20 protein-coding genes are annotated in these 26998 nt (G+C 74.2%); 10 read left to right on the top strand and 10 right to left on the bottom strand.

What is annotated here, in order from left to right:
• Positions 1-5: 5 nt before the first annotated feature.
• Positions 6-1139: a serine hydrolase domain-containing protein gene (locus ACIBW6_RS00270; protein WP_399054879.1), complete on the top strand. Its 1134-nt coding sequence runs from the start codon at positions 6-8 to the stop codon at positions 1137-1139.
• A gap of 8 nt (positions 1140-1147) precedes the next feature.
• Here ACIBW6_RS00270 and ACIBW6_RS00265 read toward each other — a convergent pair whose 3' ends face one another.
• Both ACIBW6_RS00265 and ACIBW6_RS00260 read right to left on the bottom strand, forming a co-directional pair.
• A complete protein-coding gene (locus tag ACIBW6_RS00265) occupies positions 1148-2236 on the bottom strand; it encodes an acyl-CoA dehydrogenase family protein (RefSeq protein WP_399054877.1) in 1089 nt (362 codons plus the stop codon).
• A complete protein-coding gene (locus ACIBW6_RS00260; RefSeq protein WP_399054875.1) occupies positions 2236-3390 on the bottom strand; it encodes an acyl-CoA dehydrogenase family protein in 1155 nt (384 codons plus the stop codon). The genes ACIBW6_RS00265 and ACIBW6_RS00260 overlap by 1 nt, the downstream gene beginning before the upstream one ends.
• A gap of 107 nt (positions 3391-3497) precedes the next feature.
• Between ACIBW6_RS00260 and ACIBW6_RS00255 the strand changes: the two genes are divergently transcribed.
• Both ACIBW6_RS00255 and ACIBW6_RS00250 read left to right on the top strand, forming a co-directional pair.
• Positions 3498-4283: an SDR family oxidoreductase gene (locus ACIBW6_RS00255; protein ID WP_399054872.1), complete on the top strand. Its 786-nt coding sequence runs from the start codon at positions 3498-3500 to the stop codon at positions 4281-4283.
• 87 nt (positions 4284-4370) lie between these two features.
• The gene (locus ACIBW6_RS00250; protein ID WP_399054870.1) at positions 4371-5528 is read left to right on the top strand and encodes an acetyl-CoA C-acetyltransferase; all 1158 of its coding nucleotides are present in this window, start codon (positions 4371-4373) and stop codon (positions 5526-5528) included.
• Positions 5529-5557: 29 nt separating this feature from the next.
• On the opposite strand, the gene ACIBW6_RS00245 is transcribed toward ACIBW6_RS00250, so the two are convergent.
• From ACIBW6_RS00245 to ACIBW6_RS00220, 6 genes are all read right to left on the bottom strand, one after another.
• Positions 5558-6634: an NAD(P)H-dependent flavin oxidoreductase gene (locus ACIBW6_RS00245; protein WP_399054868.1), complete on the bottom strand. Its 1077-nt coding sequence runs from the start codon at positions 6632-6634 to the stop codon at positions 5558-5560.
• A complete protein-coding gene (locus tag ACIBW6_RS00240) occupies positions 6631-7395 on the bottom strand; it encodes a CoA-transferase subunit beta (RefSeq protein ID WP_399054866.1) in 765 nt (254 codons plus the stop codon). The genes ACIBW6_RS00245 and ACIBW6_RS00240 overlap by 4 nt, the downstream gene beginning before the upstream one ends.
• Entirely contained in the window at positions 7392-8276 is an 885-nt protein-coding gene (locus ACIBW6_RS00235) for a CoA transferase subunit A (RefSeq protein WP_399056339.1), read from the bottom strand. The genes ACIBW6_RS00240 and ACIBW6_RS00235 overlap by 4 nt, the downstream gene beginning before the upstream one ends.
• Positions 8277-8344: 68 nt before the next feature.
• On the bottom strand, positions 8345-9115 hold the full coding sequence (locus tag ACIBW6_RS00230) for an enoyl-CoA hydratase family protein (RefSeq protein ID WP_399054864.1): 771 nt from the start codon (positions 9113-9115) through the stop codon (positions 8345-8347).
• Between the two features lie 161 nt (positions 9116-9276).
• A complete protein-coding gene (locus tag ACIBW6_RS00225) occupies positions 9277-10944 on the bottom strand; it encodes a cytochrome bc complex cytochrome b subunit (protein WP_399054862.1) in 1668 nt (555 codons plus the stop codon).
• 97 nt (positions 10945-11041) lie between these two features.
• Entirely contained in the window at positions 11042-11782 is a 741-nt protein-coding gene (locus ACIBW6_RS00220) for a FadR/GntR family transcriptional regulator (RefSeq protein WP_399054860.1), read from the bottom strand.
• A 168-nt stretch (positions 11783-11950) separates the two neighbouring features.
• On the opposite strand from ACIBW6_RS00220, the gene ACIBW6_RS00215 reads away from it, so the two are divergent.
• The 3 genes from ACIBW6_RS00215 to ACIBW6_RS00205 all read left to right on the top strand — a co-directional run bounded on the left by ACIBW6_RS00215 (position 11951) and on the right by ACIBW6_RS00205 (position 17306).
• Positions 11951-13192 (top strand): CynX/NimT family MFS transporter, encoded by a 1242-nt coding sequence (locus ACIBW6_RS00215; RefSeq protein WP_399054858.1) that lies wholly within the window; start codon positions 11951-11953, stop codon positions 13190-13192.
• Between the two features lie 1474 nt (positions 13193-14666).
• Positions 14667-15656 (top strand): type VII secretion protein, encoded by a 990-nt coding sequence (locus ACIBW6_RS00210; protein WP_399054856.1) that lies wholly within the window; start codon positions 14667-14669, stop codon positions 15654-15656.
• 177 nt (positions 15657-15833) lie between these two features.
• Positions 15834-17306: an MFS transporter gene (locus ACIBW6_RS00205; RefSeq protein WP_399054854.1), complete on the top strand. Its 1473-nt coding sequence runs from the start codon at positions 15834-15836 to the stop codon at positions 17304-17306.
• Positions 17307-17466: 160 nt separating this feature from the next.
• Here ACIBW6_RS00205 and ACIBW6_RS00200 read toward each other — a convergent pair whose 3' ends face one another.
• A complete protein-coding gene (locus ACIBW6_RS00200; RefSeq protein WP_399054852.1) occupies positions 17467-20580 on the bottom strand; it encodes a glycoside hydrolase family 2 TIM barrel-domain containing protein in 3114 nt (1037 codons plus the stop codon).
• A gap of 365 nt (positions 20581-20945) precedes the next feature.
• Between ACIBW6_RS00200 and ACIBW6_RS00195 the strand changes: the two genes are divergently transcribed.
• A complete protein-coding gene (locus ACIBW6_RS00195) occupies positions 20946-22001 on the top strand; it encodes a biotin/lipoate A/B protein ligase family protein (RefSeq protein WP_399054850.1) in 1056 nt (351 codons plus the stop codon).
• Positions 22002-22115: 114 nt separating this feature from the next.
• The gene (locus ACIBW6_RS00190; protein WP_399054848.1) at positions 22116-24119 is read left to right on the top strand and encodes a beta-galactosidase; all 2004 of its coding nucleotides are present in this window, start codon (positions 22116-22118) and stop codon (positions 24117-24119) included.
• A gap of 34 nt (positions 24120-24153) precedes the next feature.
• Here the strand turns inward: ACIBW6_RS00190 and ACIBW6_RS00185 are convergent, their stop codons facing one another.
• Positions 24154-25095, bottom strand: coding sequence for an aldo/keto reductase (locus tag ACIBW6_RS00185; RefSeq protein ID WP_399054846.1), 942 nt, complete (start codon positions 25093-25095; stop codon positions 24154-24156).
• 84 nt (positions 25096-25179) lie between these two features.
• Here ACIBW6_RS00185 and ACIBW6_RS00180 point away from each other — a divergent pair, with 84 nt between their 5' ends.
• Positions 25180-25854, top strand: a complete 675-nt coding sequence (locus tag ACIBW6_RS00180; protein WP_399054844.1) for a TetR/AcrR family transcriptional regulator — start codon at positions 25180-25182, stop codon at positions 25852-25854.
• A 145-nt stretch (positions 25855-25999) separates the two neighbouring features.
• The gene (locus ACIBW6_RS00175; RefSeq protein WP_399054842.1) at positions 26000-26986 is read left to right on the top strand and encodes a lytic polysaccharide monooxygenase; all 987 of its coding nucleotides are present in this window, start codon (positions 26000-26002) and stop codon (positions 26984-26986) included.
• The last annotated feature ends 12 nt before the right edge of the window (positions 26987-26998 follow it).

Genomic DNA, 26998 nt, shown 5'->3' with positions numbered 1-26998 from the left:
CCCCGATGTCCGAGAGTGCTCTGCGCGATGTTCTGGCCCCGCACGTCACGAAGGGGCCCGTGCCGGGCGCCGTGGGCCTGGTGGCCCGCGGCGACCGCGCCGAGGTCGTGGCCGTCGGGCACGCCGACGCCGAGGGCACGACGCCGCTCGCGCGTGACTCGATCTTCCGCATCGCCTCCGTCACCAAGCCCGTCACGGCGGCGGCCGTGATGATCCTGGTGGACGAGGGCCGCCTCGCCCTCGACGCGCCGATCGGGCACTGGCTGCCCGAGCTGGCCGCGCCCGACGTCGTGCGGGACCCGGCGGGCCCGCTGGAGGACGTCGTGCCGGCGGCCCGCCCGATCACGGTGGAGGACCTGCTGACGTTCCGCGCCGGCTGGGGCTTCCCGTCCGACTTCTCGCTGCCCGCGGTGCAGCCGGTGTTCGCGCTGATGGACCCGCACGCGCCGCAGCGCCTGCCCGAGCCGGACACCTGGCTCGCCGCGCTCGGCCGCGTCCCGCTGCTGCACCAGCCGGGTGAGGGGTGGCTGTACAACACCTGCTCCGACATCCAGGGCGTGCTGGTCTCCCGGGTGACCGGGCAGTCACTGCCGGAGTTCTTCGCGGAGCGGATCTTCGAGCCGCTCGGCATGCGCGACACCGGCTTCGAGGTGCCGGCGGCGCACCGCTCCCGTTTCACCAGTTCCTACGTGCCCACGGCCGAGGGCGGTGCCGAGCGCGTCGACACCCCGGACGGCCAGTGGAGCTCGCTGCCCGCGTTCCCCTCCGGCGCGGGCGGGCTCGTCTCCACCGTGGACGACTGGTGGGCGTTCGCCCGGATGCTGCTCGACGGCGGCGGGTCCGTGCTGTCCGCGGAGGCGGTCCGGCTCATGACGACCGACCATCTGAGCGCGGCCCAGCGCGCGGAGAGCGAGCTGTTCACGCTGGGGGCGGGGTGGGGCTTCGGCGGCTCCGTGGACGTCGAGCGCCGCGACCCGTGGAACGTGCCGGGCCGCTACGGCTGGGTGGGCGGCACCGGCACCGCCGCCCACCTGACGCCGTCCACGGGAGTGGTGACGATCCTGCTGACCCAGCTGGCCCTGAGCGGCCCCTCACCGCTGCCGCCGATCATGCGGGACTTCTGGGCGTACGCGGCGTAGGGCCCGGCTCAGCCGCCTGGGCCTCCCGGGCCGTCGGGGCCGGCCGGGCCGTCGGGTCCTCCCGGGCCGTCGGGGCCGGCCGGGCCGTCGGGTCCTCCCGGGCCGTCGGGGCCGGCCGGGCCGGTCCCGGCGAGGACATCGGCGCGGCACCGGGCCGGTGTGCCCCACGCGGTGCGCAGGGCCCGCGCCTTCGTCAGCCACAGGCTCAGGTCGAACTCGGCGGTGTAGCCGAGGGCGCCGTGCAGGTGCAGCGCGGTGCGGGCCGCCGTCCAGGCGGCCTCGCCCGCGGCGGCCTTGGCGGCGGCCAGATCGGCCGGGCGCATCGTCACGGCCGCCCCGAGGACCAGCGGGCGGGCGAACTCCAGGGCGATCAGCGTGTCGGCGAGCCGGTGCTTCACGGCCTGGAACGCTCCGATCGGCGCCCCGAACTGGGTGCGTCCGCGGACGTGGGCGACGGTGCGGTCGAGCAGGGTCCGGCCGACGCCCAGGGCCTGGGCGGCGGTGGCCAGCCGGGCCAGCGCGGCGGCGTGCGCGGCCGCTCGCCGCACGGCGGGCCCCGCGGCGAGCCGGGCGCCGCCCGGCAGCGGCAGCGCGTACCGGCGGGCGGCGTCGAGTCCGGGGCGGACGGGTCCGTGGCCGGGGGCGGCGCGCACGCTCCAGGGGTCGCCGTCCGCCACGACCAGCAGGGCGTCGGCGGCGTCCGCGTCCAGGAGGTAGGGGCCCGCGCCGGGCATCCCGAGCGTGGCGAGGGCGTCCCCTTTGAGCAGCGCGCCCAGCAGCTCCGTGCCCGGCCCGGCAAGACGCGCGCACAGGGCCGCCGCCGCGAGTGACTCCACGTACGGGCCGGGTACCGCATGCCTGCCCAACTGTTCGCAGGCGAGGGCGAGTTCGACAGGGCGTACGCCCACGCCTTCCTGCTCCTCGGGGACGGTGAGCGCGAAGAGGCCGCAGTCGGCGAGCCGGCGCCACAGGGCTCGGCCGGGCCCGGTCTCGGCCCTGGCCCAGGCCCGCGCCGCCGCCGGCACGTCCGCCGCGCCGAGCAGCGCGTCGAGGGTGCGGGTGAACTCCCGCTGCTCGGCGTCGGGGAGGAACCGCATCAGCGCCGTCCCTTCGGCAGGCCCAGCAGCCGTTCGGCGATGATGTCCCGCTGGATCTCGTTCGTCCCGGCGTAGATCGGGCCCGCCAGGGCGAAGACGTACCCCTCGGCCCAGCGCCCGTCGGACAACTCCCCCTCGGGCCCGTCGAGTTCGAGCGCCGTCTCGTGCAGGGCCAGGTCGTACTCGGACCAGAAGACCTTGTTGAGGCTGGACTCGGCGCCGAGGTCCTGTCCGTCGAGGACGCGCGAGGCGTGGCTCCAGGTGAACAGCTCGTAGGCGCGGGCGCCGATCACGGCGTCGGCCACCCGGTCCCGCAGCGCCGTACCGCCGGGCGCGCCCGCCGCCCGCCACTGCCGGACGAGTTCCGCGGCGCGCGCCAGGTACCGGCCGGGCGAGCGCAGGGCCAGGCCCCGCTCGCTGCCGGTCGCGGCCATGGCGATGCGCCAGCCCTGGCCGGGTTCGCCGATGACGTCGGCGTCGGGCACGAAGACGCCGTCGAGGAAGAGTTCCGCGAAGGCGGGCTTGCCGTCGAGGCGCGGCACGGGCCGGACGGTGACGCCGGGGGCGCGCAGGTCGAACATCAGGTAGGTGAGCCCGCGGTGCGGCTTGTCGCTCCGCGCGGTGGCGGGGGCGCTGCGGAACAGGCCGAAGGCGCGGTCGGCGAAGGCGGCGCGTGAGGACCACGTCTTCTGGCCGTCGAGCAGCCAGCCGCCGCGGGTGCGGCGCGCCGTCGAGCGCAGGGAGGCGAGGTCGGAGCCGGCCTCGGGCTCGGACCAGGCCTGCGCCCACACGCACTCGCCGCTCGCCATCGGCGGCAGGATCCGCGCGCGCTGCTCCTCGGTGCCGTGGTCGAAGAGGGTCGGGGCGAGGAGGCTGATCCCGTTCTGGGTGACGCGGCCGGGCGCCTGCGCCGCGTAGTAGGCCTCCTCGAAGAGCAGCCAGCGGACGAGCCCGGCGCCCCGGCCGCCGTACCGCTCGGGCCAGGAGACGACGGACCACCGGTCGGCGGCGAGCGCGCGCTCCCACTCCCGGTGCGCCGCGAACCCCTCCTCGGTCTCCAGGGAGGGCAGCGGCTCAGGCGGCACGTGGCCGGCGAGCCAGGTGCGCGCCCGCTCCTGGAACGCCGCGTCCCCGGCGTCGATCGTCAGGTCCATCGGACTCGCGCCTCCCCCTCCGCTTCCCTAACAAGTGTTTGGTAGATTAGCCTCCGGCTCGGAGCTCCGTCGAGAGGCCGTCGCCCGCCGCCCCTGGAGGTACGCGCATGAGCACGCCGCCGCCCTACGAACCGGGTCACCAGCTCCTCGCGGGACGCAGTGCGGTGATCACCGCGGCGGCCGGAGCGGGCATCGGCGGCGCGACCGCCCGCCGCTTCCTGGAGGAGGGCGCGCGGATCGTCGTCGGGGACGCGCACGCGCGCCGTACGGCCGAGACGGTCGCGGCCCTCGCCGAGGAGTTCGGGGCCGACCGGGTGACGGGAACACCCTGCGACGTCACCGACGAGGAGCAGGTCGGGGCGCTGTTCGAGCTGGCCGAACGGGTCCACGGCGGCCTGGACATCGTGGTGAACAACGCGGGCCTGGGCGGCACCGCCGCCCTCATCGAGATGACCGACGAGCAGTGGGACAAGGTCATCGGCACGACGCTGACCGGCACGTTCCGCTGCACCCGGGCGGCGCTGCGGCGGATGGGTGCGGCCCGCCGCGGGGGCGTGATCGTCAACAACGCCTCGGTGCTGGGCTGGCGCGCGCAGGCCGGGCAGGCGCACTACGCCGCCGCCAAGGCCGGGGTGATGGCGCTGACGCGGTGCGCGTCCGTCGAGGCGGCGGAGCACGGCATCCGGGTCAACGCGGTCGCGCCGAGCCTCGCCCTCCACCCCCATCTGGTGAAGGTGACCTCGCCGGAGCTGCTGGCGGAGCTGACGGCCCGGGAGGCCTTCGGCCGGCACGCGCAGCCGTGGGAGGTCGCCAACGCGATCGTCTTCCTGGCCAGCCCCTACTCCTCGTACCTGACGGGCGAGGTGCTCTCCGTCAGCGACCGGCACGCCTGAGTGGCCGCCGGGCGGCCATCCACCGCAGCAGCCCATCAGCCCAGCAATCCATCAGCTCATCCGCCCATCAGCCCTGAGGAGTCGACCATGCCCGAGGCGTACATCGTGGACGCCGTGCGCACCCCGGTGGGGCGGCGCGGCGGCGGCCTGGCCGCCGTGCACCCCGCCGACCTGGGCGCGCACGTGCTCAGGGCGCTGATGGAGCGGACCGGGGTCGACCCGGCCGCCGTCGAGGACGTCGTGTTCGGCTGTCTCGACACGGTGGGGCCGCAGGCCGGTGACATCGCGCGCACCTCCTGGCTGGCGGCCGGGCTGCCCGAGGAGGTGCCGGGCGTCACCGTCGACCGGCAGTGCGGATCCTCGCAGCAGGCCGTGCACTTCGCGGCGCAGGGTGTGCTCTCCGGCACGCAGGATCTCGTGGTGGCGGGGGGCACGCAGAACATGTCCATGATCCCGATCGCGTTCGCCTCCCGGCAGGCCGCCGAGCCGCTCGGCCTGACCGAGGGGCCGTTCGCGGGCAGCGAGGGGTGGCGCGCCCGGTACGGGACGCAGCCGGTCAACCAGTTCCACGGCGCCGAACTGATCGCCGCCAAGTGGGGCATCGGGCGGGACGCCATGGAGGAGTGGGCGCTGCGCTCGCACGAGCGGGCGGTCACCGCCCTCGACGAGGGGCGCTTCGCGCGCGAGACCGTCCCGTACGGGGGTCTCGCTCACGACGAGGGCCCGCGCCGGGACACGACCCGGGAGAAGATGGCCGCGCTCGCCCCCGTCGTGCCCGGCGGCACGATCACGGCGGCGTGCTCGTCGCAGGTGTCGGACGGCGCGGCGGCGCTGCTCCTCGCCTCCGAACAGGCGGTACGGGACCACGGGTTGACGCCGCGGGCCCGGATCCACCACCTCTCGGTCCGCGGCGAGGACCCGATCCGGATGCTGTCGGCGCCGATCCCCGCGACGGCGTACGCGCTGAAGCGGACCGGCCTGCCGCTCGACGCCCTCGACCTGGTGGAGATCAACGAGGCGTTCGCCCCGGTGGTCCTCGCCTGGCTGAAGGAGACCGGAGCGGACCCGGCGCGGGTCAATGTGAACGGGGGCGCCATCGCCCTCGGCCACCCCCTGGGCGCGACGGGCGCGAAGCTGATGACGACGCTGCTGCACGAACTGGAGCGCACGGGTGGCCGGTTCGGGCTCCAGACGATGTGCGAGGGCGGCGGCCAGGCGAACGTGACGATCATCGAGCGGCTGTGACGGAGGGGGCCTGAGCGGGGCCGGTCCGGCTACGCGGGCCGCAGGCCGTCCAGGGTCCGGCGCGCGTCCGTGACGATCCGGTCCACCAGCTCGGCGCAGGACGGCAGGTCGTCGATGACACCCGCCACCTGCCCCGCGGCCATCACGCCGCCCCGCGGATCGCCGTCCACCATCGCGGACTTGAGCATCATCGGCGTGTTGGCCGCCAGCAGGACCTGGCTCCACGACAGGTCCCTGCCGTGCTTCATGGCGAGCCCGTCACGGACCATCCGGGACCAGCCGAGTCCGGAGACCTTGCGGAAGGCGGCCGCGTGCCGGACCGCGCGCAGCAGGGCGGCGGGCCGGCCCGCCGCTTCGAGTCCCGCGACCAGTTCGCTGCGGAGCATCCGGTGCGGCAGCCCGTCGACGGCCGTGGTGACGGTGACGTCCCCGACTCCTGCGGCGAGGTAGCGGGCCTTGACGGCGGCGGGCACGGTCGAGTCGGAGGTGAGCAGGAAGCGGGTGCCCATGGCGATGCCGGCGGCGCCGTAGGCGAGCGCGGCGGCCAGGCCCCGGCCGTCGTGGAAGCCGCCCGCGGCGATCACCGGGATGCCGACGGCGTCGACGACCTGCGGCAGCAGGACCGTCGTCGCCACCGCGCCCGTGTGCCCGCCGCCCTCGCCGCCCTGCACGACGACCGCGTCGGCGCCCCACGCGGCGACCTTCTCGGCGTGCCGCCGGGCCCCGACGGAGGGGATGACGACGACACCGGCGTCCTTCAGCTCGGCGATCAGCTCCCTGGAGGGCGCGAGCGCGAAGGACGCCACCTGCACGCCTTCCTCGACGATGATCCGCACCCGCTCACCGGCGTCCTCCGCGTCGGCCCGCAGATTGACCCCGAACGGCCGGTCCGTGCGGGACTTGACCTCCCTTATGGCACTCCTGAGTCGGTCCGTGGTCATGGTCGCGGAGGCGAGCACCCCGAGCGCACCGGCGGCGGCGGACGCCGACACGAGCCGGGGCCCGGCGACCCAGCCCATGCCGGTCTGCACGATCGGGTGGCGGACGCCGGTGAGTTCGGTCAGCGCGGTCCGGAAGACGGGGCCGGGCGGCGCCCCCGCGGTCATGCGGGCACCTCCCGGTGCCGGTGCCCGCGCGGGTCCAACTCCGTTCGGATGAGAGCCAGTTCTCGCTGCGTCGGTTCGCGCGTGAACGGGACGTCGTCGGGCAGCACCAGCGCGAACCCCGTCGCCTCGCACACCTCCTCGACCGTGACGCCGGGATGGAGCGAGGCGAGGCGCATCGCGTGGTCCGGGGTGGCGAAGTCCAGCACGGCGAGGTCGGTGACGACGCGGGGCAGGTGGTGGAAGCGGGTCGCGGACGGGCCGGCCGCGGCGGCGTTGTCGTAACCGACCCCGCTCACCATGTCGACCCGGGGGACGAAGACCCGCCGGCTGTGCCGGGGCACCCAGTAACTCGTCGGATTGTTGAGGGTGTTGACCGGCGCGCCGCGCACCCCGAGCAGCTGGCGGCGCGGTCGCCGCCAGTCGCCGATGCAGGAGATGTTCTGGTTGCCGTACCGGTCGAGCTGACTGGCGCCCATCATCACGTGCCGGCGGCCGCTCGCGACGAGCTCCAGGTGCTGCCGGTAGGGCAGCCATCCCTCGCGCTCCCCGTCGGCGTCGACCAGCATGGCCTCGCCGTCCGTCAGCAGCAGCTCCGGCGCGAACGTGCGGCGGGCGAGCCGCGCCCCGATGCCGGGGATCAGGCCCATGGGGCTCGCGAGCAGCTCCCCGCTGCCGCGCCACGCCTCCGCGCAGGCGATCACGCAGTACTCGGCTCGGGTCGCCGCGCCCCCGGGCCCGCTCCCCGCCGGCGTGCCGGTCACCGGCCCTCCTCCCCTTCCGTCTCCCGCCGCCAGCGTGCGACGGCGCTCCGGTACGCCTGCTCGTCCCCCGCGAGGAACCGCGCCCTGAACTCCTCCCAGGGCGTGGTCGCGTACAGCTGCTGGAAGGCCTCGTCGCGGCCGTGGTCGGGTGCGCAGGACGTGAAGTGCGCTCCGCCCGGCGCCTCGACGACGCCGCTGACCCGGTGCCGTTTGATCAGCAGCGACTGCGGGGGCCCGGCCTCGGCGAGCTCGGCGCGGTCCACGATCCGCTCGCAGGACACGTACGCCTCGTCGGCGGCTCCGCAGAAGAGGTCGTCGAAGTACGGGTCGGGGCCCAGGTACTGGCCGTTGCCCGACCGGTCCGCGCGGTTGAGGTGGACCAGCGCCGCGTCCAGGCGCAGCGCGGGCATCGCCACGAACGTCTCCGCGTCCTCGTACGGTGAAGTGATCGTGCGCAGACCGGGGTTGACGCGCAGGACGTCCGAGCCGAGACCGGCCCGCACGGGCAGGAACGGCAGCCGGTTCGCGGCGGCGCGCAGCCCCCACATGAACATCGCCTCGTCGACCTCCGTCAGCGCGATGCGGCCCTCTTCGCGCGCGGCGCGGACGTGCGGTTCGAGCGGGATCGAGTCGAGGGTGGCGAACGGCGCCACGAGGGTGCGGATCCGTCCCGCGGCGGCGAGGAGGCCGACGTCGGGTCCCGCGTACGCGACGACGGTCAGGTCGGTGACGTCGCTGCGGAGCAGGGCCCGCACCAGCGCCATGGGCTTGCGGCGTGAGCCCCAGCCGCCGATCCCGATGGTCATGCCGCTGCGCAGCCGGCCGGCCACGTCGTCGGCGCTCAGCGTCTTGTCGGCCGGGCCCGGCCCTCCGGTGTCCACGTCCCTGTCGGGGCTCACATCCCTGTCGGTGTCCACAGCCCTGTCGGTGTCCACGTCCTGGCCGGTGCTCACGGCGCCTCCTGGGGGGCGGTCCCGAACGTGGCGCGGACCCGGTCGGCGACGCCGCTGAGGTTCGCCTCGAAGGTGAAGCCCTGTTCGTAGCGGTAGCTGCGGCGGACGTCGACGGGGTCGATGCCGTTCAGTGCGGCCTTGGCGAGGCGCAGGAGGGTGCCGTCCTTGCGGGCGATCTCGGCGGCCAACTCCATCGCTGTGGTGCGCAGCCGGGCGCGCGGGACGACCTTCCAGACCGAGCCGTGCGCGTGCAGCTCGGCGGCGGTCACGGTGCGCGAGGTGTAGTAAAGGGCGCGCATCAGGTGCTGCGGGACCAGCCGGGCCAGGTGGGTGGCGGCGCCGAGCGCGCCCCGGTCCAGCTCGGGCAGGCCGAAGGTGGCGTCGTCGCTCGCGACGATCACGTCCGCGTTGCCGACGAGCCCGATCCCGCCGCCGAGGCAGAAGCCGTGCACGGCGGCGACGACGGGCACGTCGCACTCGTACACCGCGGCGAAGGCGGCCGCGCAGCCGTGGTTGGCGCCGATCAGCGCCGTGTGGCCGCTGTCGCGCTGCATCTCCTTGATGTCGACGCCCGCGTTGAAGCCGCGGCCGGACGCGGTGAGCAGGACGCAGCGGACGTCCGGGTCGCGGCCGGCCGCGCGGACGGCGTCGGCGAGGTCGTGCCAGCCCTGCACCGGCAGGGCGTTGACCGGCGGGTGGTCGACGTCGACGACGGCGATGGCCCGGGCCGTCGGGGAGCCGTCCGCGAACGAGAGGGAGACAGGCATCGGCGCCTCCGCCACCTTCCTACCAAACGTTTGTTAGTCAGTAGTCGTGAAGGTAGCAGCGATGCGCGGCAGGCGACAGACATCCTCGTACGCACGGAAGGGTCCGGGGGCCGTTCGGACGGCTCCCGGACCGGTGAGGACTCAGCGCACCCCGGCGCACCTCAGTGCGGCGAGTGGTCCCGCTCGGACTCGTGCCAGCCGGCGTGCAGCGCCCGGTACTCCTCGGCGGTCGCCTTCGGCACGTAGGTCCCCGGGCCGTACATGGCCTTCGCGAGGCGGGCCCGCATCCGCTGGCGTGCCGTGAACGTACGCGCCACCCCGTTCTCGTCGACCCGGGGCCCCAACTCGTACGCGGCGGGCTGCTCGTGGATGTTCAGGGTGTACAACTCCGCGCGGGTGAGCGGCTCGTGGACCTCGATGAACTCCCCGTGCGGCAGCCGTTTGATCAGGCCGGACTCGCGGCCGTGCAGGGTCTTCGCCTGGTCGCGGCGTTGCAGTCCGTTGCAGATCCGCTTGGTGACGACGAACGCGAGCACCGGGACGACGAAGAAGCCGATCCGCACGGCCCAGGTGATGGCGTTGATGGACAGGTGCAGGCGCAGGGCCACGACGTCGTTGCCGCCGCCGACCAGGAGGACGGCGTAGAGCGACAGCCAGGCGACGCCGAGGCCGGTGCGGACCGGGTGGTTGCGGGGCCGCTGGGCGAGGTGGTGCTCGCGCCGGTCGCCCGTCACCCAGGCCTCCAGGAACGGGTAGACCGCGATCACCGTCATGACCAGCGGGAACAGCAGGAACGGGAGGAAGACGCCCAGTTGGAGCGTGTGCCCCCAGGCGTTCAGCTCCCACCCCGGCATCACCCGGATCAGCCCCTCGGAGAAGCCGAGGTACCAGTCGGGCTGGGCGCCGGTCGTCACGAGGTCCGTGCGGTACGGCCCGAAGGCCCACACGGGGTTGATCGTCGCGACCGCTCCCATCAGCGCGAGCACGCCGAAGACGAGGAAGAAGAAGCCGCCCGCCTTGGCCACGTAGACGGGGAGCAGGGGCGCCCCCACCACGTTCTTCTCGGTGCGGCCAGGGCCCGCGAACTGGGTGTGCTTGTGGTAGAAGACCAGGATCAGGTGGGCCGCGACCAGGCCGAGCATGATGCCGGGCAGCAGCAGGATGTGGACCGGGTAGAGCCGGGCGATGAAGTCCTCGCCCGGGAACTCGCCGCCGAACAGGAAGAAGGCCAGGTAGGTGCCGACGACCGGCACCGACAGGATGGCGCCCTGCGCGAACCGCAGGCCCGTGCCGGAGAGCAGGTCGTCGGGGAGCGAATAGCCGGTGAGCCCGGTGATGATCCCGAGCATCAACAGGGTCCAGCCGAACAGCCAGTTGACCTCGCGCGGCTTGCGGAACGCGCCGGTGAAGAAGACCCGCATCATGTGCGCGAGCATCGCCGCGACGAAGACCAGCGCGGCCCAGTGGTGGATCTGCCGGATCAGCAGGCCGCCGCGCACGTCCATGCTGATGTCGATGGTCGACTCGTACGCCCGGGTCATGACGATGCCGCGGAGCGGTTCGTACGAGCCGTTGTAGACGACCTCGGCGCTGCTGGGTTCGAAGAAGAAGGTGAGGAACGTGCCGGTGAGGATGAGGATGATGAAGCTGTAGAGGCAGATCTCGCCGAACATGAAGGACCAGTGGTCCGGAAAGACCTTGCGCATCTGGGACTTGGCGAGCTGGTAGATGCCGAGTCGGCCGTCCGCCCAGTCGGCGAGCCGCTCGCCGCTGCCGGGTGGGCTCGCCCGCCGGCCGCCGTTGTGGGTCCGTTCGATGTCATCGCTCATGCGACTCCCCCTCGAAGCCCGGTGAGGCACAGCCAGGGTAGGCGCGTGGCGGCGTGGCCGACAGGGGCCCGGGGCGCTCCTCGCCGGCGTCGGCCCCTCAGGCCCCGCCCGTCCCGGGCGCCGCCGTCCCGGACTCGTCCGTCCCGGGGTCCTCCGCCATCCGTGCCAGGGCCGCTTCCACGGTCGCGGTGTGCGCCCATGCCGCCTCGGCCGCCGCCTGCGGGTCGCGGCGGGCGATCGCGTCGGCCAGGTCGTCGTGGGCGCAGACGCCGGGCCCCTCGGGCTCCCAGGCCGGGAGCAGCGAGGCGATGCTGTCCCGCACCGACGCCGTGATGCTCTCGTACAGGTCGGTCATCAGCGGGTTGCCGCTCGCGGCGACGACGGCCCGGTGGAAGGCGAGGGCCCGGTCGACGTACGCGGCCGGGTCACCGCTCTCGTCCGCCCGGCGCCGGGCCAGCAGTGCGGAGAGGATGCGGGCCAGGTCGTCCTCGCCCCGGTGTGCGGCGGCGGCGGGCGCGGCCTCCCGCTCCAGGGCGAGGCGCACTTGCAGGACGTGGCGCAACTCGGCGCGGCGCAGCCGCCGTTGCAGCGCCGCGTTCAGGTCGCTGGCCGCGCGCACGTACGTCCCGTCGCCGCGCCGGGCCTCCAGCAGACCGGTGTGGCAGAGGGCGCGGACGGCCTCGCGCACGGTGTTGCGCCCCACCCCGAACGCCTCGACGAGCTGCCCCTCCGCCGGAATCCGGTCCCCGACGGCCCACTCGCCGCGCTCGATGCTCCGCTCGATGCGCTCGATGGTCCGCTGGACCAGGGTGGCACCGGTCTGTGCTGCTTCGGACACGGAGTGGGCCTTTCTTGTCGGGCGACGGCCAGCGATGGATCGAGACGGACGGCTCAAATATCCCATATTTGGCCGGGCGTCCGCGAGTGCTTCGGGCCCCTCCCCACGAAAGGCCGCCAAAATACCGTGGATACACAGCTACAAACATGGGATGTTACGTTGGATCGCATGCCGCACAGTGCCGACCCTTCGACCCCCGCCCCGCCGATCAGCCCCACCACGACCCGGCGCGTTCCCTCGCAGGCGGCGGCGGGCCTGCTGGCCGCGGGCGTCCTGCTCATCGCGATGAATCTGCGCCCCGGAGTCGTGGCGGTCTCACCGGAGCTGGACGAGATCCGGCGCTCCACGGGACTCAGCGGCTCCCTGGCGGGGCTGCTCACGACGCTGCCGATCCTCTGCTTCGGGCTGCTGGCCCCGTTCGCCGCGAGGCTGGCCCGGCGGATCGGCATGACGCGGGCGCTCGGCGCGATGATGGCGCTGCTGACCGCGGGGATCGCGGTGCGGCTCGCGCCCGGCCTGCCCGCGCTCTTCGCCGGCACCGTCCTGATCGGTGCGGCGATCTCCCTGTCGAACGTGCTGGTGCCCAGCGTCATCAAGCGCCACTTCCAGCACCGCACCGGCCTGATGATGGGCCTGTACTCCGTGGCCCTGTTCTGCGGCGCGGCTCTCGCGGCCGGAGTGACCGTGCCGCTGGGCGACGCGCTCGGGCTCGGCTGGCGCGGGGCAATCGGCGTCTGGGCGGTCCTGTCCGCGCTCGCGTTCGTGTGCTGGCTGCCGCAGTTGCGCCGCGCGGACGTGCCGGCCGTCTCCGCCGGGCCCGCGACCGACTCCCGTACGCCGCTGCGCCGTTCGCGGCTCGCCTGGCAGATCACGCTCCTCATGGGCCTGCAGTCCCTGGAGTACTACGCGTGCGCCGCCTGGATCCCCGCGATGCTCACGGACGAGGGCATGTCCAGCACGCGGGCCGGGTGGATGCTGTCGCTGATGAGCCTCGTCGGCATCGCCGGTTCGCTGGCCTTCACCGCGCTCGTCGGCAGGACCGGGAACCAGGTGCCGTTCGCCCTCACCGGCACCGCGCTCTTCTTCGTCTCCCTGATCGGTCTGATCGTGGCGCCGGTCGGCGGGGCCTACGCGTGGATGCTGATGCAGGGATTCGGCTCCGGGCTGCTGATCAGCACGGCCCTCGCGGTGATCGTGCTGCGCTCCCCCGACGCGGGGCGGGCCGCGGAGATGTCCGGAATGGCGCAGGGCGTCGGGTACTTGCTCGCCGCGGCGGGCCCGTTCCTGCTCGGCGCGCTGCATGACGCGACGGGCGGCTGGACGGTTCCGCTGGCCCTGCTCGCGGCGTTGTGCGTGCCGATGGGGATCGCGGGGGCCGGGGCGGGCCGGGCCCGGCAGTTGACGGTGTGAGGCCCGGGGCTTTGCCGTTGCTACCGGTGCGGGGAGATAGGCTTTCGCGGCCGGGGGTCCGCTGGGGGCCGCGCTGGTACAAGTGAAGGCGCACTGACTCGATCCGGGGGCTGCCGATGATGTTCGACATGGGAGCGGGGACGACCGGTCCGCTCGTGCCGGCCCGGGCTGCCGCCCAGCAGGCGCGGTGACCGTCGTGGAGCCCAACGGCGAGAGCACCGCCCCGGACCGCGCCAGGACCCCGCTCCCGGTACGCCGCCCCGACGCGTCCCGCGCCCACCCCGGCACGATCCGCACCCAGCCCCGCACCCAGCCCCCGGCCCACCCGACCACCGGAACCCGCGCGGAGTCCCGGGCCACGCCCGGGGAGAGCGCCGCGCCCCAGCCCCGCACGGAGGCTCTGGCGCACCAGCCGCACGCCGACGCCCCGGCACCCCGGTCCCCCGTAGAACCGGCCGCACCCCAGTGCCACGTGGAGCCGGCCACACCCCAGCAACACGTGGAACCGGCCGCACCCCAGCGGAGCGCCGACGTACCGGTCTCGTCTCCGGAGACCAATCCCGTTGCCCCGCCCCGCACAACCGTCACCGCACCACCGCCCCCCACCGACCTCACGCCCCGCCCGCTGCCAGGCGCACCCCGGCCCCGCGCCGAGTCGACCCCCGCGCCGAGCGCGCCCCCCTCCGACGCGTCACCCGGACCGGAGCCCACCGCCCAGGCCGCGACCAACCAGCCCCCGACGAGCCAGGCCTCCACGGCCCACCCCCCGAGCAGCAAGGTCACAACCGGCCAGGTCGCAACCGGCCAGACGCCGACAAGCCAGGCCCCGACCGCTCAGGTCGCAACCGGCGAGGCGCCGACGGGCCACGCTCCCACGGTCCAGGCCCCGACGTGCCAGGCCCCCACGGCCCACCCCCCGAGCAGCCAGGTCACAACCGGCCAGACGCCGACGAACCAAGCCCCGACCACCCCGGCCGCAACCGCCCAGACGCCAACGGGCCAAGCTCCCACGGTCCAGGCCGCGACCAGCCACACCCCGAAGAGCCAGGCCTCCACGGCCCACCCCCCGACCGCCCAAGTCGCAACCGGCCAGACGCCGACAAGCCAAACCCCGACCACCCCGGCCGCAACCGCCCAGACGCCGACAGTCCACGCTCCCACCGTCCAGGCCCCGACCAGCGACACCCTGAAGGCCCAGGCCCCCACCGGTCAGCCCCCGGCCGACCCCGCCCCGGGCTCCCCGTCACCCCGTACCACCGTCACCGCCCCACCACCCCCCACCGACCTCACGCCCCGCCCTCTCCCGATCCCGCCGCCGGACTCCGCCACGGTCCCCTCCGGCGCCGACGCGCAGCCCCTCATGGACGCCGTCCCGGGCCGGCCGGACGCCGCACCCGAACCCCAGGACCGCAGGCCCGACCCCGCCCCGGCCCCCGCGGTGCCAGTTCCCCAGGACACCCCACCCCCTCCGCCGATGCCCCCGACACCCCCCGCGGCCGGCGGCACCGTGCCGATGGTCCGGCCGCGGGGCGGTATCGCCTTCCCCGCCCCCGAGCCCGTCCTGACCATCGATCCGCGGCTCACGCAGGCCGCGGGCAAGCCGCAGCACGGCGACTCGGTGGCCCGCCGCTCCGGCCGGTCGTTGCGGCGCATCGCCCGGCCCTCGGCGCAGGCCGGTGGTGAAGAGGCGCGCTGGGCACGGGAGTTGCAGTACCCGGTGACCAAGGGCCGGGTCATCGCCGTGACCTCGATCCGGGGCGGCGTCGGCAAGACCACCGCCGCCGCGCTCGTCGCCCGTACGCTGCAACGCGTCCGCCAGGACCCCGTGCTGGCCCTGGAGGCGGACGCCGCCCTCGGCACGCTGGCGGTGCGGCTCGGCGCGCAGTCGGTGCGCTGGTCCTGCGGCGAACTGGCCCAGATCCTCACGCCGTCGATGCATCTCCTCGACATCACGGGCTACTTGGTGCCGCTCCCCGACGGCGGCTGGCTGCTCCCCGCGAGCCAGGGCCGGGTCGGCCCGCCGCTCGACGTGCCCACGTACCGCACCGTCACCCTCGCGCTGCGCCGCCACTTCGCCATGACGATCGTCGACTGCGAGACGCTGCCGGGCGACGTGGCGCGGACCGCCATGGACACGGCGCACGCCCGCATCGTCGTCGCCCCGATGACGGCCGAGGGCGTCGGCGGCACCCGCGTCGTCCTGGACTGGCTGGCCGGGCTGCCGCACTCCACGCTGCCGTCCACCGTCGTGGCGCTGACCGCGAGCGCGCCGGACCAGAACCTCGACCTGGCCGCGGCCACGGCCCACATCCGCGAGACCGGCGCGGGCGTCGTGCACCTGCCCTACGACCGCCATCTCGCCGCGGGCGGCCCGATCCACACCGACCTGCTCGCCACAGCGACCCGGCGCGCCGCCGCGCATCTCGCGGCCGAGGCGGTGCAGCGCGCGGTGCGCAGCCACTGAGGGCCCCGGCACAGTCTCGCGCTCCGGGGGCCGCGCAACCACGGCGCATACCCCCCAGACCCACCCCAACCAGCGCCGACTTACGCACCGCCCCCGCAAAAGTCAAGCATTGACGTCCCCGCCTCCCCCTGCGATCTTGGCAAGCGCTTTCCAGCCACCTGGCGTCAAGGGGGACGCATGAGGGACAGGGACTCCACCGCACCGGCCGGCGCCGACGGCCCGTCGCCCGGCCGGGATCGCGCGCTCTTCTCCGGGCGCTACCCCCATCTCTGGGGTTTCCTGCTCGCGGGCTGGCTCATCAGCTACGCGGACCGCACGGTCACCGGCCCCGTCGTGTCCTGGATGATCGAGAACAAGGCCGGTTTCATCGGCGACGCCTCGAACCCGGCGACGCTCGGCGGCCTCATCGGCTCGATGTTCTTCACCGGCTACATGCTCACGCAGTACGCGGGCGGTCGGCTCGGCGACCGCTACGGGCACCGCGAGATGCTCGTCCTGTCGCTGCTCTGGGCCGGACTGCTGACGCTCGTCTCCGGACTGACCGGCGGCCTGATCGGGTTCGTCGTCGCGCGCGTGCTCACCGGCCTCGGCGAGGGCGTCTTCTACTCCAACGACCGGGTCCTGGTCATCGACCACACGCCCCCGGCCCGCCGCACCATGGGCCTCGGCGTGGTCCTGTCGGGCCTGTCCATCGGCCTGACCGTCGGCATCGTCGCCACCCCGCACCTGATCGACCTGGGCGGCACCTGGGGCCTGGGCGACCGGGCGTGGAGCATGCCGCTGTACGTGTTCGGGGCCGTCTCCCTGCTGGTGGCGGCGGCGACCTGGCGGTTCTTCCGGGCGCGCGGCGACCGTCCGCTGCGCCTGGGCCCGCCGGCGCTGCGGCTGATCGGCTACTCGGTGCCCGCGGCGGTCGCCATCGTCGCGCTCTTCGTGCTGGCCGACGAGTTCAGCTGGCCGGAGTGGCTGACGGCGGTCGGTTCGGGGGTGCTGTTCCTCGTCATGGTGACGTTCGTGATCCGGGGCATCGTCCGGACCGGGCGCTCCTCCCAACTCCTCAACCGCAACGTCTGGTTGATCTACCTCAGCTTCGTCGCGGTGATGTGGAACCTGTGGTTCTTCTCGTTCTGGTCCGTACAGATCGTCGCGGAGAGCGCGCACAGCAGCCTCGGCGCCGCCGCCCTGACCGCCGCCTTCAACGCGGGCGCGGGCATCATCGGCTTTCCGGTCGGCGGCTGGATCGCGGACCGGAGGGTGCGTGCGGGCAAGGGCCGCAAGCCGCTGGCGGTGGCGTGCGCCGCGGTGCACACGGTGCTGGCGGTGGCGTTCGGCCTGAGCCTGCTGAACGGGAGCCCGTCGCTGCTCCTGCTCGGCCTGATCCTGTTCTGCTCGGGGCTGTTCTTCAACGCGTTGCAGCCCATCGTGCACAGCCTCCTCGGCGATCTCGCCGCCGAGGAGGACCGGGGTTCGCTGTTCGGCCTGTTCAACCTGGTCGCCGAGATCGGCGCGGTGGCCAGCCCCGTCGTCAGCGGCGTGCTGCGCGACGCGACGGGCAGCTGGGCACCGGGCGTGTTCACGGCCGCCGGGGTGATGGCCGTGTCGGTCGTGCTGTACGGGCTGGTCAAGGAGCGGATACCGGCGGTCGTGTGACCGGGACGCCGGCGGTCGCGTGACCGGGACTCCGCCGGGCGTGTGACCGGGACTCCGCCGGGCCCAGCTCAGCACGCCGCCGGGCCCGCGCCCGGCAGTCGGCGGCGGCGCGAGCCTGGTACAGGCAGGCCCGGTCACGCGAGCCCCCGCCGGGCCCGGCTCAGGACGCCGCCACGTCCACCGCGCTGATCCCGCACGCCCCGCCACTCGTGCCCGGTGCCGCGCTGACCAGGTCGAGCCGGACCCGTCGGCCGCGGACGGCGTCGAACGTGATGACGGTCGGCTCGCCGGACGCCGTGGCCCAGGCGATGTCGGCGTCGGGCACCGGCACGTACCGGTCGCCGTCCCCCACAAGGACGGCGACCGTCCTCGGCAGCGCGTGCCGGGCGTCGACGGTGAAGGAGACCTCGATCCGGCCGACGGTCCGCTCCCGCTGCCACTCGACGGAGACCCAGTCGCGCTCCCGCGCGCCGTCGAAGGCGGGCAGCAGGGCGGTGGCGGCCTTCCGGAAGGCGTTGGACCACTGTGTCGCCGGATCGCCGTCGAGCATCGCGGCGGGCAGGGTGTCGGTGGCGCCCGAGTAACTGGCGTCGGCCCGCGGGTAGGTGACGGGGCCGGGTCCCGGGTCGGGTGCGAAGGGCGCGGGCGGGGTGCCGGGAGTACCGGCCGGGCCGGTGAGGCGGACGGCCACCTTCCCGGGGCGGAGTCCTTCGGCGCGGGCGGTGACGGTGAGCGTGCCGATCCGGGTGCCGGGGCGGACGATGGCGAGCGCCAGTCCGTGGAAGGCGGTGCGGGTGCTGGCCTGGTAGCGCTCGGCGCTCTCCTGGCGTCCGTTGTCCAGCCCCGCCAGCCGCCCGCCGTCGACGTCGAAGGCGAGGAGGTGGCCGGCGTCGGGCACGACGACGCCGCGCGCGTCGACGACCTCGGCCGTCACGAAGACCAGCCCCCGTCCGTCGGCGGCGACGGACCGGCGGTCGGCGGTCAGCCGCACGGCGTGCGGCGCCCCGGCGGTGCGCAGGACGTCCGTCGCCACGGTCTTCCCGTCGCGCCGGGCGACCGCCTTCAGCTCGCCGGGGGCGAACGGCACCTTCCACGTCAGGTGCAGCTTCCCGGCGCTGCCGTTCGGGCTCGTGTAGCTGCCCGGGTAGGGGCCGGAGGTCACGGTCCTGTCGTCACCGGTGGCCTCGGTGGTCTCCAGGTACGTCCGGCCGTCGACGGTCCTCTTCTCGTCGAAGGACCGCACGCCCAGCGAGCGGCCGTCGAGGAAGAGTTCGACGTCGGGGGCGTTCGCGTACGCCCACACCTCCACCTCCGCGCCACGCTCGTGCGTCGTCCAGTCCATCGGCAGCAGGTGCACCATCGGCTGGTCCGACCACTGGCTGCGGAAGAGGTGGAACATGTCCTTGGGGAACCCGGCGGTGTCGACCGCACCGAAGAAGGACGCCTTCACCGGGAACACGTCGTACGGGGTGGGTTCGCCGATGTAGTCGATGCCGGACCACAGGAACTCGCCCGCGAAGAAGCGCCGGTCGCGGTCCTTCTTCAGCCCGTACTCGCCGCTCATGGTCCAGGAGGCGAGGTTGTTGTCGTAGCTGGAGGTCGCGCGGCGGCCCGGGGTGTGGTTCTCTCCGGTGTTGAGGTGCTCCGGCTCCTGGTAGGTGCCGCGGCTGGAGGTCTCCGAGGACGATTCGGACTCGAAGAGGAACAGGTGCGGGTAGCGGGCGTGCAGCGCGTCGACGGAGGCGGCGGTGTTGTAGTTCAGGCCGAGGCCGTCGAGCTTCGCCAGGATCAGGTCGGCGGGCGAGCCGGCGGCGGGCAGCGAGCGGTACTTGTCGGAGCCGATGACGACCGGCCGGGTCGGGTCGAGCGCCTTGACGCCGTCGATGAGGCGCTGGGCGATGGCGATGCCCTCGGTGCGGGTCGAGTCGGGGATCTCGTTGCCGATCGACCACATGAGGACGGCCGGTGAGTTACGGGCGGCCCGCACCATCTCGGCGAGGTCGGCGTCGCTGTGCGCGTCGAAGAACCGCCCGTAGTCGTAGGTGTTCTTGCCGGTGCGCCAGCAGTCGAAGGCCTCCACGAGCATGATGAGGCCGAGTTCCTCGCAGGCCTCGACGACCTCGGGCGCGGGCGGGTTGTGCGAGGTGCGCAGGGCGTTGACGCCCATGTCCTTCATGATCCGCAGCTGGCGGCGGACCGCGTCGGGGTGGACGGCTGCGCCGAGCGCGCCGAGGTCGTGGTGGAGGTCGACGCCCTTGATCTTCATGTGGGTGCCGTTGAGCGACAGCCCGGTCCCGGGGTCGAAGGTGGCGTGCCGGATGCCGAAGCGGGTGCGGTACGTGTCGACGGTGCGGCCGTCCACGCGCAGGTCGGTGACGAGCGTGTACCGGTGCTCCGGCGTCACCACCGACCACAGCCGCGGGTCGGTGACGGTGAGCCTGTCGTGGGCGGTGCCCGGCTCGGCCGTGACGCCGCGCAGGACGGACTCGGCCCGCGCGACGCGGCGGCCCCGGGGATCGCGGACGGTGGAGACGACGGTGACGTCCCGCGCGGTCGTCTCGCCCACGACGGTGGTGCGCACGTCGACCGTCGCGTACCCCTCGGCGAGCGTCGCGGCCAGTCCTGGCGTCGTCACGAAGGTGCCCCAGCGCGTGACGCGCACCGGCTCGGTCACCACCAGCCGGGCCCGGCGGTAGATGCCGCTGCCGGAGTACCAGCGGCTGCTGGGCAGCCGGTTGCGGACCTCGACGGCGAGGACGTCGGGGGTCCGGCCGTCGGTGTGCACGAGGCCGGTGATGTCGTGGGCGAACCCGGTGTAGCCGTAGGGGTGGTTGCCGACGAGGGTGCCGTTCACGTAGACGTTCGCGTCCATGTAGACGCCGTCGAACTCGACCGAGATGCGCTTGCCCGCGTAGCCGCGCGGCAGCGTGAACGTCTTCCGGTACCAGCCGAGCCCGCCCGGCAGGAAGCCGGTGCCGCTGGTGGTGGAGTGCTCGGTGGTCGGGGTCCGCTCGATGCTCCAGTCGTGCGGGACCGCGACGGTGCGCCAGCGCGTGTCGTCGAACCCGGGCCGTTCGGCCCCGGCGTAGGCGCCGGTCGGGTCGGTGATCGCGCCGGGGTCGACGAGCGCGAAGCGCCAGTCGTCGCCGAGCTCGACGGTGCGGCGTCCGACGGTGCCGGTGCGCTCGGCGGCGCCCGCAGCGGGGGCGGTGAGCGCACCGACGACGGGCGCGGCCGCGCCCGCGGCCAGCACGGATCTACGGGTGACAGGCATGGGCGGATCCCCTCGAAGCAAACAGGTTCGATCAGAAAGCCACGGGCGTGCGGGAATGGATCCTTCGACTTCGAACAGGCAATAGTCAAGGGCCTTACCGAATTACGCCCGCGCCGCCTCGGCCCGCGCCGCCTCGGCCGGCGCCGCCTCGGCCGGCGCCGCCTCGGTCCGCGCCGCCTCGGTCCGCGTCCCCGGGAGCCGCGGAGGTGATGCCACGTCACGAGCGGCCGTAGCGCGCGGCGGCGCCGGAATGTCCGGCTTGCGGTTAGCGTTGACCGCAATCGAAGACGATCAGCCGATCAGACGGTTCACGGATCGGTGAGCGTCCGCGGGCCCGGACCGTCCGCGGCGGAAGGCGGCGCACAGTGCACGGCGAGTACAAGATCCCCGGCGGCAAGCTCGTCGTCGCCGACGTCGAGGTGGCGGGCGGCGTGCTCCGCGACGTCCGGGTCGCGGGCGACTTCTTCCTGGAGCCGGACGACGCCCTCCTCGCCATCGACGCAGCGCTCGAAGGCGCGCCGGCCGACGCGGACCAGGCGACGCTCGCCGCCCGCGTCGAGGCGGCGCTGCCGCCCGGCACCACCATGCTCGGCCTGACCACGGACGGGGTGGCGACGGCGGTGCGCCGCGCGCTCGCCCAGGCCACCGACTGGCGCGACTACGACTGGCAGCTCATCCACGACGCCCCGCAGTCCCCCGTCCTGCACATGGCGCTCGACGAGGTCATGACCGAGGAGGTGGCGCTCGGGCACCGGCCGCCGACCCTGCGGGTCTGGGAGTGGGACCGGCCGGCCGTGATCATCGGCAGCTTCCAGTCGCTGCGCAACGAGGTGGACGCCGAGGGCGTGGCGCGGCACGGGGTGACTGTGGTGCGGCGGATCTCCGGCGGCGGCGCGATGTTCGCGGAGCCGAGGTCGACGATCACGTACTCCCTCGCCGTCCCCGAGTCGCTGGTCTCGGGCCTCTCCTTCCAGGACTCGTACGCCTACCTCGACGACTGGGTGCTCGGCGCCCTCGCCGACATGGGCATCAAGGCGTGGTACCAGCCGCTGAACGACATCGCCACGGACGTGGGCAAGGTCGCGGGCGCCGCGCAGAAGCGGGTCGTGGCGGGCGCGGGCGCCGTGCTCCACCACGTGACCATGTCGTACGACATCGACGCCGACAAGATGACCGAGGTGCTGCGCATCGGGCGGGAGAAGCTCTCCGACAAGGGCACGAAGAGTGCCAAGAAGCGCGTGGACCCGCTGCGGCGACAGACCGGGCTCCCCCGCGAGGAGGTCATCTCCCGCATGATCGACTCGTTCCGCGGCCGTTACGGACTGACCGAAGGCGCGGTGACCGAGGCGGAGCTGGCCCGGGCGCAGGAGCTGGTGCGGACGAAGTTCGGCACGCGGGAGTGGACCGCGAGGGTCCCGTAGCCGCGGCGCGCCGGGCGCGGGCGGAGACCCACGGGCCTCCTTCCCAACTCCTCGCGGGGCGTTGATAGTTGAGCGGCACGTGTCCACCGCCCGGCGACCGGAAGGCGTGCCCCCATGGCAGCCCGCGAGGCAGCACGGAACAGGCTCCACTTCGGCGGCGACTACAACCCCGAGCAGTGGCCCGAGGAGGTCTGGGCCGAGGACATGCGCCTGATGAAGGCGGCCGGGGTCACGATGGTGACGGTCGGCATCTTCGCGTGGGCGAAGGTCGAACCCCGGCCCGGCGAGTGGGACTTCGGCTGGTTCGACCGCGTCATGGACCTCCTCGGTGACGCCGGCATCCGCGTCTGCCTCGCCACGATGACCGCCTCCCCTCCCCCGTGGCTGTCCCGGCGGTACCCGGAGGTCCTGCCGCGGACGCAGGACGGCCGCATCCTGTGGCCGGGCGGGCGCCAGCACTACTGCCCGTCGAGCCCCGTGTACCGCGCGCACGCGACCCGCCTGGCCGAGCGGCTCGCGACCCGCTACGCCGGCCACCCGGCCCTGGACACCTGGCACATCGGCAACGAGTACGGGTGCCACGTGCGGCAGTGCTTCTGCGACGTGTCGGCCGCCGACTTCCGCCGCTGGCTCAGGGAGCGCTACGGCGAGGTCGCGGCCCTCAACGACGCCTGGTCCACGTCCTTCTGGTCGCAGCGCTACGACAGCTTCGACGAGGTGCTGCCGCCCCGGCTCGCGCCGACCTTCGCCAACCCCGCCCAGCAGCTGGACTACTGGCGCTTCGGCGACGACGCGCTGCGCCGCTGCTACCTCGCCGAGGCCGCGGTGCTGCGCCGCGTCACGCCCGCGGTCCCGGTCACGACGAACCTGATGCCGCAGCACAAGCCGGTCGACGCGTTCGCGTGGGCGCCGCACCAGGACGTGATGTCACTCGACTACTACCAGGATCCCTACGATCCGCGGGCCCACCTGACCGCCGCCCTCAGCTTCGACCTGATGCGCTCGGCGCGCGGCGGGCAGCCGTGGATGCTCCTGGAACAGGCGCCGGGCGCGGTCAACTGGCGCCCGCGCAACGGCCCGAAGCCGCCCGGCACGATGCGGCTGTGGAGCTGGCAGGCGGTGGCACAAGGGGCCGACGCGGTGCTGTACTTCCAGTGGCGCCAGTCGCGCGGCGGCGCGGAGAAGTTCCACTCGGCGATGCTGCCGCACGCCGGCCCGGACACCCGCATCCATCGTGAAGTAACTTCTCTGGGCGCGGAGTTGGCGTCCGTTCCGGAGATCGCCGGGACCCGCTCCCGCGCGGAGGTGGCGCTGCTGACGGACTGGGACAGCTGGTGGGCCCTGGAGCTCGACTCGCATCCGTCGACCGCGCTGGACCAGTCGGCCCTGAACCTGGCCTACCACCGGGCGCTGTTCGAGGCGGGCGTCCCCTGCGACATCCTGCCGCCCGCCCGCGACCTGAGCGGCCACCGCCTGGTCGTCGTCCCCAACCTCTACCTCCTGAGCGAGGAGAGCGCCCGCCGCCTGGAGACGTACGTGGCGGGCGGCGGGCACCTCCTCGTCTCCTTCTTCTCCGGCATCGTCGACGCCTGCGACCGGGCCATGACCGGGGGCTACCCGGCCCTCCTGCGTCGCCTGCTGGGCCTGCGCGTCGAGGAGTTCTGGCCGCTGGACCAGGGCGCGACGGTGTCCGTGCGGGGTGAGCCGGACGGCACCGCCGACCTGTGGTCCGAAGCCATCGACCTGGAGGGCGCCGCGGCCGTCGCCCGGTTCGCCGACGGCGAGCTGGCGGGCCGGCCCGCCGTCACCAGGCACACCTACGGAGCGGGCACCGCCTGGTACGTCGGGACCCGCCTGGAGCCGGGCGCGCTGCGGGCGTTGACGGACCGGGTGCGGACAGCCGCCGGGGTGCGGCCCGTCCTGCCGGGGCTGCCCGAGCATGTCCAGGCCACGGTCCGGGAAGGCGCGGGGCGCCGCTTCCTCTTCCTGCTCAACCACGGCCCGGACAGCGCCGTCGTGGAGCTGCCCGCCCCCCTGCGCGACCGGCTGCGCCCGGCGGCGGAACCCGCGGCCACGCTCACGCTCCCGCCCCGCGGCGTCGCGGTGCTCGAAGGCTGACGCGCCCTCGGGGAACGGGCAGGGGCGGGCCCGGTCAGTGGAGCGCGATGTCGCCGGTGCGGGTCGGGACGGCGTCGAGCGCGGCGAGCGTCGCCTCGTCGAGGGTGAGCGCGCCCGCCTCGACGTTCGCCCGCAGGTGCTCCGGGTCGGCGGTGCCCGGGATGAGGAGCACGTTCGGGGCGTGGTGGAGCAGCCAGGCAAGACCGGCCTGCGCCGGTGTGCTGCCGAGGGCGCGGGCCGCCGCGACGACGGCGGGTTCGTCGGTCACCTTCGGCATGCCCGCGAAGGCGCTGCCGAGGGGGAAGTACGGCACCCAGGCGATGCCCTCGGCGCGGCAGAGCTCCAGCATCTCCTCGTCGCCGCGCGCCACGAGGCTGTAGGCGTTCTGGACGCAGACGACGCCCACGGGCAGCGCCTGGCGCAGCTGGTCCGGGGTGACGTTGCTGACGCCGATCTCGCCGATCTTGCCCTCGTCGCGCAGGGCCGTCAGCACGGCGAGCTGGTCGTCCATGCCGACGAGCTGGTCCCCCTCGGCACGCAGGCCAGGGCCAGTGTCGGCGCGGCGCAGGTTGACCACGGGAATCCGGTCGAGGCGCAGGCTCTTGAGGTTGGCCTCGACGGCGGTCCGCAGCTGCTCGGGCCGCTGGGCGAGCCGGAGCGGCAGGGGCCCGTCGGAGGCGGGTTCGGCGCCGACCTTGCTGACGACGAGGACGTCGTCCTCGGGGCGCAGCGCCTCGGCGATGACCTCGTTGACGAAGCCGTGCCCGTAGAACTCGGCGGTGTCGACGTGGTCGACACCGAGCTCGACGGCGCGGCGGATCAGGGCGACGGCGGCGGCGCGGTCGTCCCGCAGCCGCTCCAGCTGCATGGCGCCGAAGCCGACGCGGGAGACGGTGCGTCCGGCCAGCGTGCCGGAGCCGCCGGCCCGGGCCGCTCCGGTCGCGGTGAACTGTTCGGATCGATCGGTGGAAGCCATGACGAACCCGCCCTCGTGAGACGATGGGGTAAACGGAGGAACCTCCGTTACATCGACCGTACCACTAACCGGAGGGCCTCCGTTTTGACCGCGTCCGATTCCGCGCGCCCGGCCCGCCCCGATGCCGCGTCCGATTCCGCGACCGGCGGCCGCCCCGAGACCGCGTCCGGTGCCACGTCTCCCGGCCACCCCGGTGCCGCCTCGGCGCGCCCGGCCCGTGCCGACGCGCGGCGCAACCGCGAGAAGCTCCTGGCCGCCGCGCGCACGGTGTTCTCCACGACGCATGAGGGCGCTCCCCTGGAGGCCATCGCCCGGGAGGCGGGCGTCGGCATCGGCACGCTCTACCGCCACTTCCCGACCCGCGAGGCCCTCGTCGAAGCCCTCTACGCGGCCGAGCTGGACGCCGTCGTCGACTGCGCGCCCGGGCTGCTGGAGACCCTCGCGCCCGAGGCCGCGCTGCGCGCCTGGCTGGAGCGGTACGCCGGGTTCCTCGCGACGAAGCGCGGCATGTCGGAGACGCTGCGTGCCGGGTGGGCCTCGGGGAGCATCGCGACCCCGACCACGCGGGAGCGGATCACGGCGACGATCGGGACCATCCTCGAAGCCGGGCGCGACGCCGGTGAACTGCGCGGGGACGTCGCGGCCGAGGACGTCACGATGATGCTGCTCGGCGCGTTCCTCGCCACGCAGACGGTCGGCCGCCCGGAGAGGACGGCCCGCCTCCTGGACCTGGTGGTGGACGCCCTGCGCCCGGTCTGAGGAGGCCGGGCCGCGGCGGCGACCCACCGGGTTCCCGCCAAAGACCCGCACCTGTCCACCCGGCGGCAACCTTCGGCCCGGCGGTGGCGACGTCACGGCGAGTCGCTCATCGGAAACTCCCGGATGCTCCCGAAGGAGACGTTCCATGACCGTTCCCCGCCCGGCCGGAGCCGCCGCCCTCACCGGCGCCCTGGGCCTCGCCGCCGCGACCCTCCTCGCCCTCCCCGGTACCGCGGCCGCGCACGGCGTGGCCCTGACGCCCGGATCCCGCACCTACCTCTGCTACAAGGACCTCCTCGCGCACTCCTCGACCCAGATGCCGGCCAACCCCGCCTGCCAGGCGGCCGTGCGGCAGACGGGCACCACCCCGCTGTACAACTGGTTCGCGGTGCTCGACTCGAACGCGGGCGGGCGCGGCGCGGGGTACGTGCCGGACGGCACGCTGTGCAGCGCGGGCGACCGCAGCCCGTACGCCTTCTCGCCCTACAACGCCGCGCGCACCGACTGGCCGGTCACGCACCTGACCTCCGGCGCCACCATCCAGGTGAAGTACAGCAACTGGGCGCACCACCCGGGCACGTTCCACGTGTACGTCACCAAGGACGGCTTCGATCCGGCGCGGCCGCTGGGCTGGTCGGACCTGGAGAAGGTGCAGAGCGTCCAGAACCCGCCGCACGACGGCGGCCCCGGCACCGAGGCGGGCCACTACTACTGGGACCTGCGCCTGCCGCAGCGCACCGGCCGCCACATCATGTTCGTCCAGTGGGTCCGCTCCGACAGCCAGGAGAACTTCTTCTCCTGCTCGGACCTGGCGTTCGACGGCGGCGGCGGCGAGGTCACGGGCCTGTCCGCGCACGCCCGGTCGAGCGCGCAGGTGGCCGCGATCGGCGCGGGCACGACGAACGGCGAGGCGGCCGCGGTCCACGCGGACCACGCGTCGCACGCAGACCACGCGAAGCCCGGCACGCACGCCGCGCACGCGGCACGGGCGGCGACCGCCACCGGCACCCAGGAGCGGTCCGGCTCCGCCCTCGACGACGCCGGGATGCTCGCGTCGACCGGGGCAGTGGCGCTGATCGGCGGGGCGGTGCTGCATCTGCGGCTGCGCAGGCCGCGTACCGGCGGGCGGTGAGCGTCCGCCGCC

The sequence above is a fragment of the Streptomyces sp. NPDC049813 genome, from assembly GCF_044465085.1.
Classification (GTDB): Bacteria; Actinomycetota; Actinomycetes; order Streptomycetales; family Streptomycetaceae; genus Streptomyces.
This window is presented reverse-complemented; position numbering and strand designations above follow the sequence as displayed.

What these genes read in the sequence shown, in the direction of transcription:
- ACIBW6_RS00210 (WP_399054856.1), top strand. Translation starts at nt 14,667, where the DNA reads ATGCCCCCGACACCCCCCGCGGCCGGCGGCACCGTGCCGATGGTCCGG.
- ACIBW6_RS00175 (WP_399054842.1), top strand. Translation starts at nt 26,000, where the DNA reads ATGACCGTTCCCCGCCCGGCCGGAGCCGCCGCCCTCACCGGCGCCCTG.
- ACIBW6_RS00185 (WP_399054846.1), bottom strand. Translation starts at nt 25,095, where the DNA reads ATGGCTTCCACCGATCGATCCGAACAGTTCACCGCGACCGGAGCGGCC.
- ACIBW6_RS00215 (WP_399054858.1), top strand. Translation starts at nt 11,951, where the DNA reads ATGCCGCACAGTGCCGACCCTTCGACCCCCGCCCCGCCGATCAGCCCC.
- ACIBW6_RS00190 (WP_399054848.1), top strand. Translation starts at nt 22,116, where the DNA reads ATGGCAGCCCGCGAGGCAGCACGGAACAGGCTCCACTTCGGCGGCGAC.
- ACIBW6_RS00200 (WP_399054852.1), bottom strand. Translation starts at nt 20,580, where the DNA reads ATGCCTGTCACCCGTAGATCCGTGCTGGCCGCGGGCGCGGCCGCGCCC.
- ACIBW6_RS00255 (WP_399054872.1), top strand. Translation starts at nt 3,498, where the DNA reads ATGAGCACGCCGCCGCCCTACGAACCGGGTCACCAGCTCCTCGCGGGA.
- ACIBW6_RS00260 (WP_399054875.1), bottom strand. Translation starts at nt 3,390, where the DNA reads ATGGACCTGACGATCGACGCCGGGGACGCGGCGTTCCAGGAGCGGGCG.
- ACIBW6_RS00245 (WP_399054868.1), bottom strand. Translation starts at nt 6,634, where the DNA reads ATGACCGCGGGGGCGCCGCCCGGCCCCGTCTTCCGGACCGCGCTGACC.
- ACIBW6_RS00205 (WP_399054854.1), top strand. Translation starts at nt 15,834, where the DNA reads ATGAGGGACAGGGACTCCACCGCACCGGCCGGCGCCGACGGCCCGTCG.
- ACIBW6_RS00225 (WP_399054862.1), bottom strand. Translation starts at nt 10,944, where the DNA reads ATGAGCGATGACATCGAACGGACCCACAACGGCGGCCGGCGGGCGAGC.
- ACIBW6_RS00270 (WP_399054879.1), top strand. Translation starts at nt 6, where the DNA reads ATGTCCGAGAGTGCTCTGCGCGATGTTCTGGCCCCGCACGTCACGAAG.
- ACIBW6_RS00230 (WP_399054864.1), bottom strand. Translation starts at nt 9,115, where the DNA reads ATGCCTGTCTCCCTCTCGTTCGCGGACGGCTCCCCGACGGCCCGGGCC.
- ACIBW6_RS00265 (WP_399054877.1), bottom strand. Translation starts at nt 2,236, where the DNA reads ATGCGGTTCCTCCCCGACGCCGAGCAGCGGGAGTTCACCCGCACCCTC.
- ACIBW6_RS00250 (WP_399054870.1), top strand. Translation starts at nt 4,371, where the DNA reads ATGCCCGAGGCGTACATCGTGGACGCCGTGCGCACCCCGGTGGGGCGG.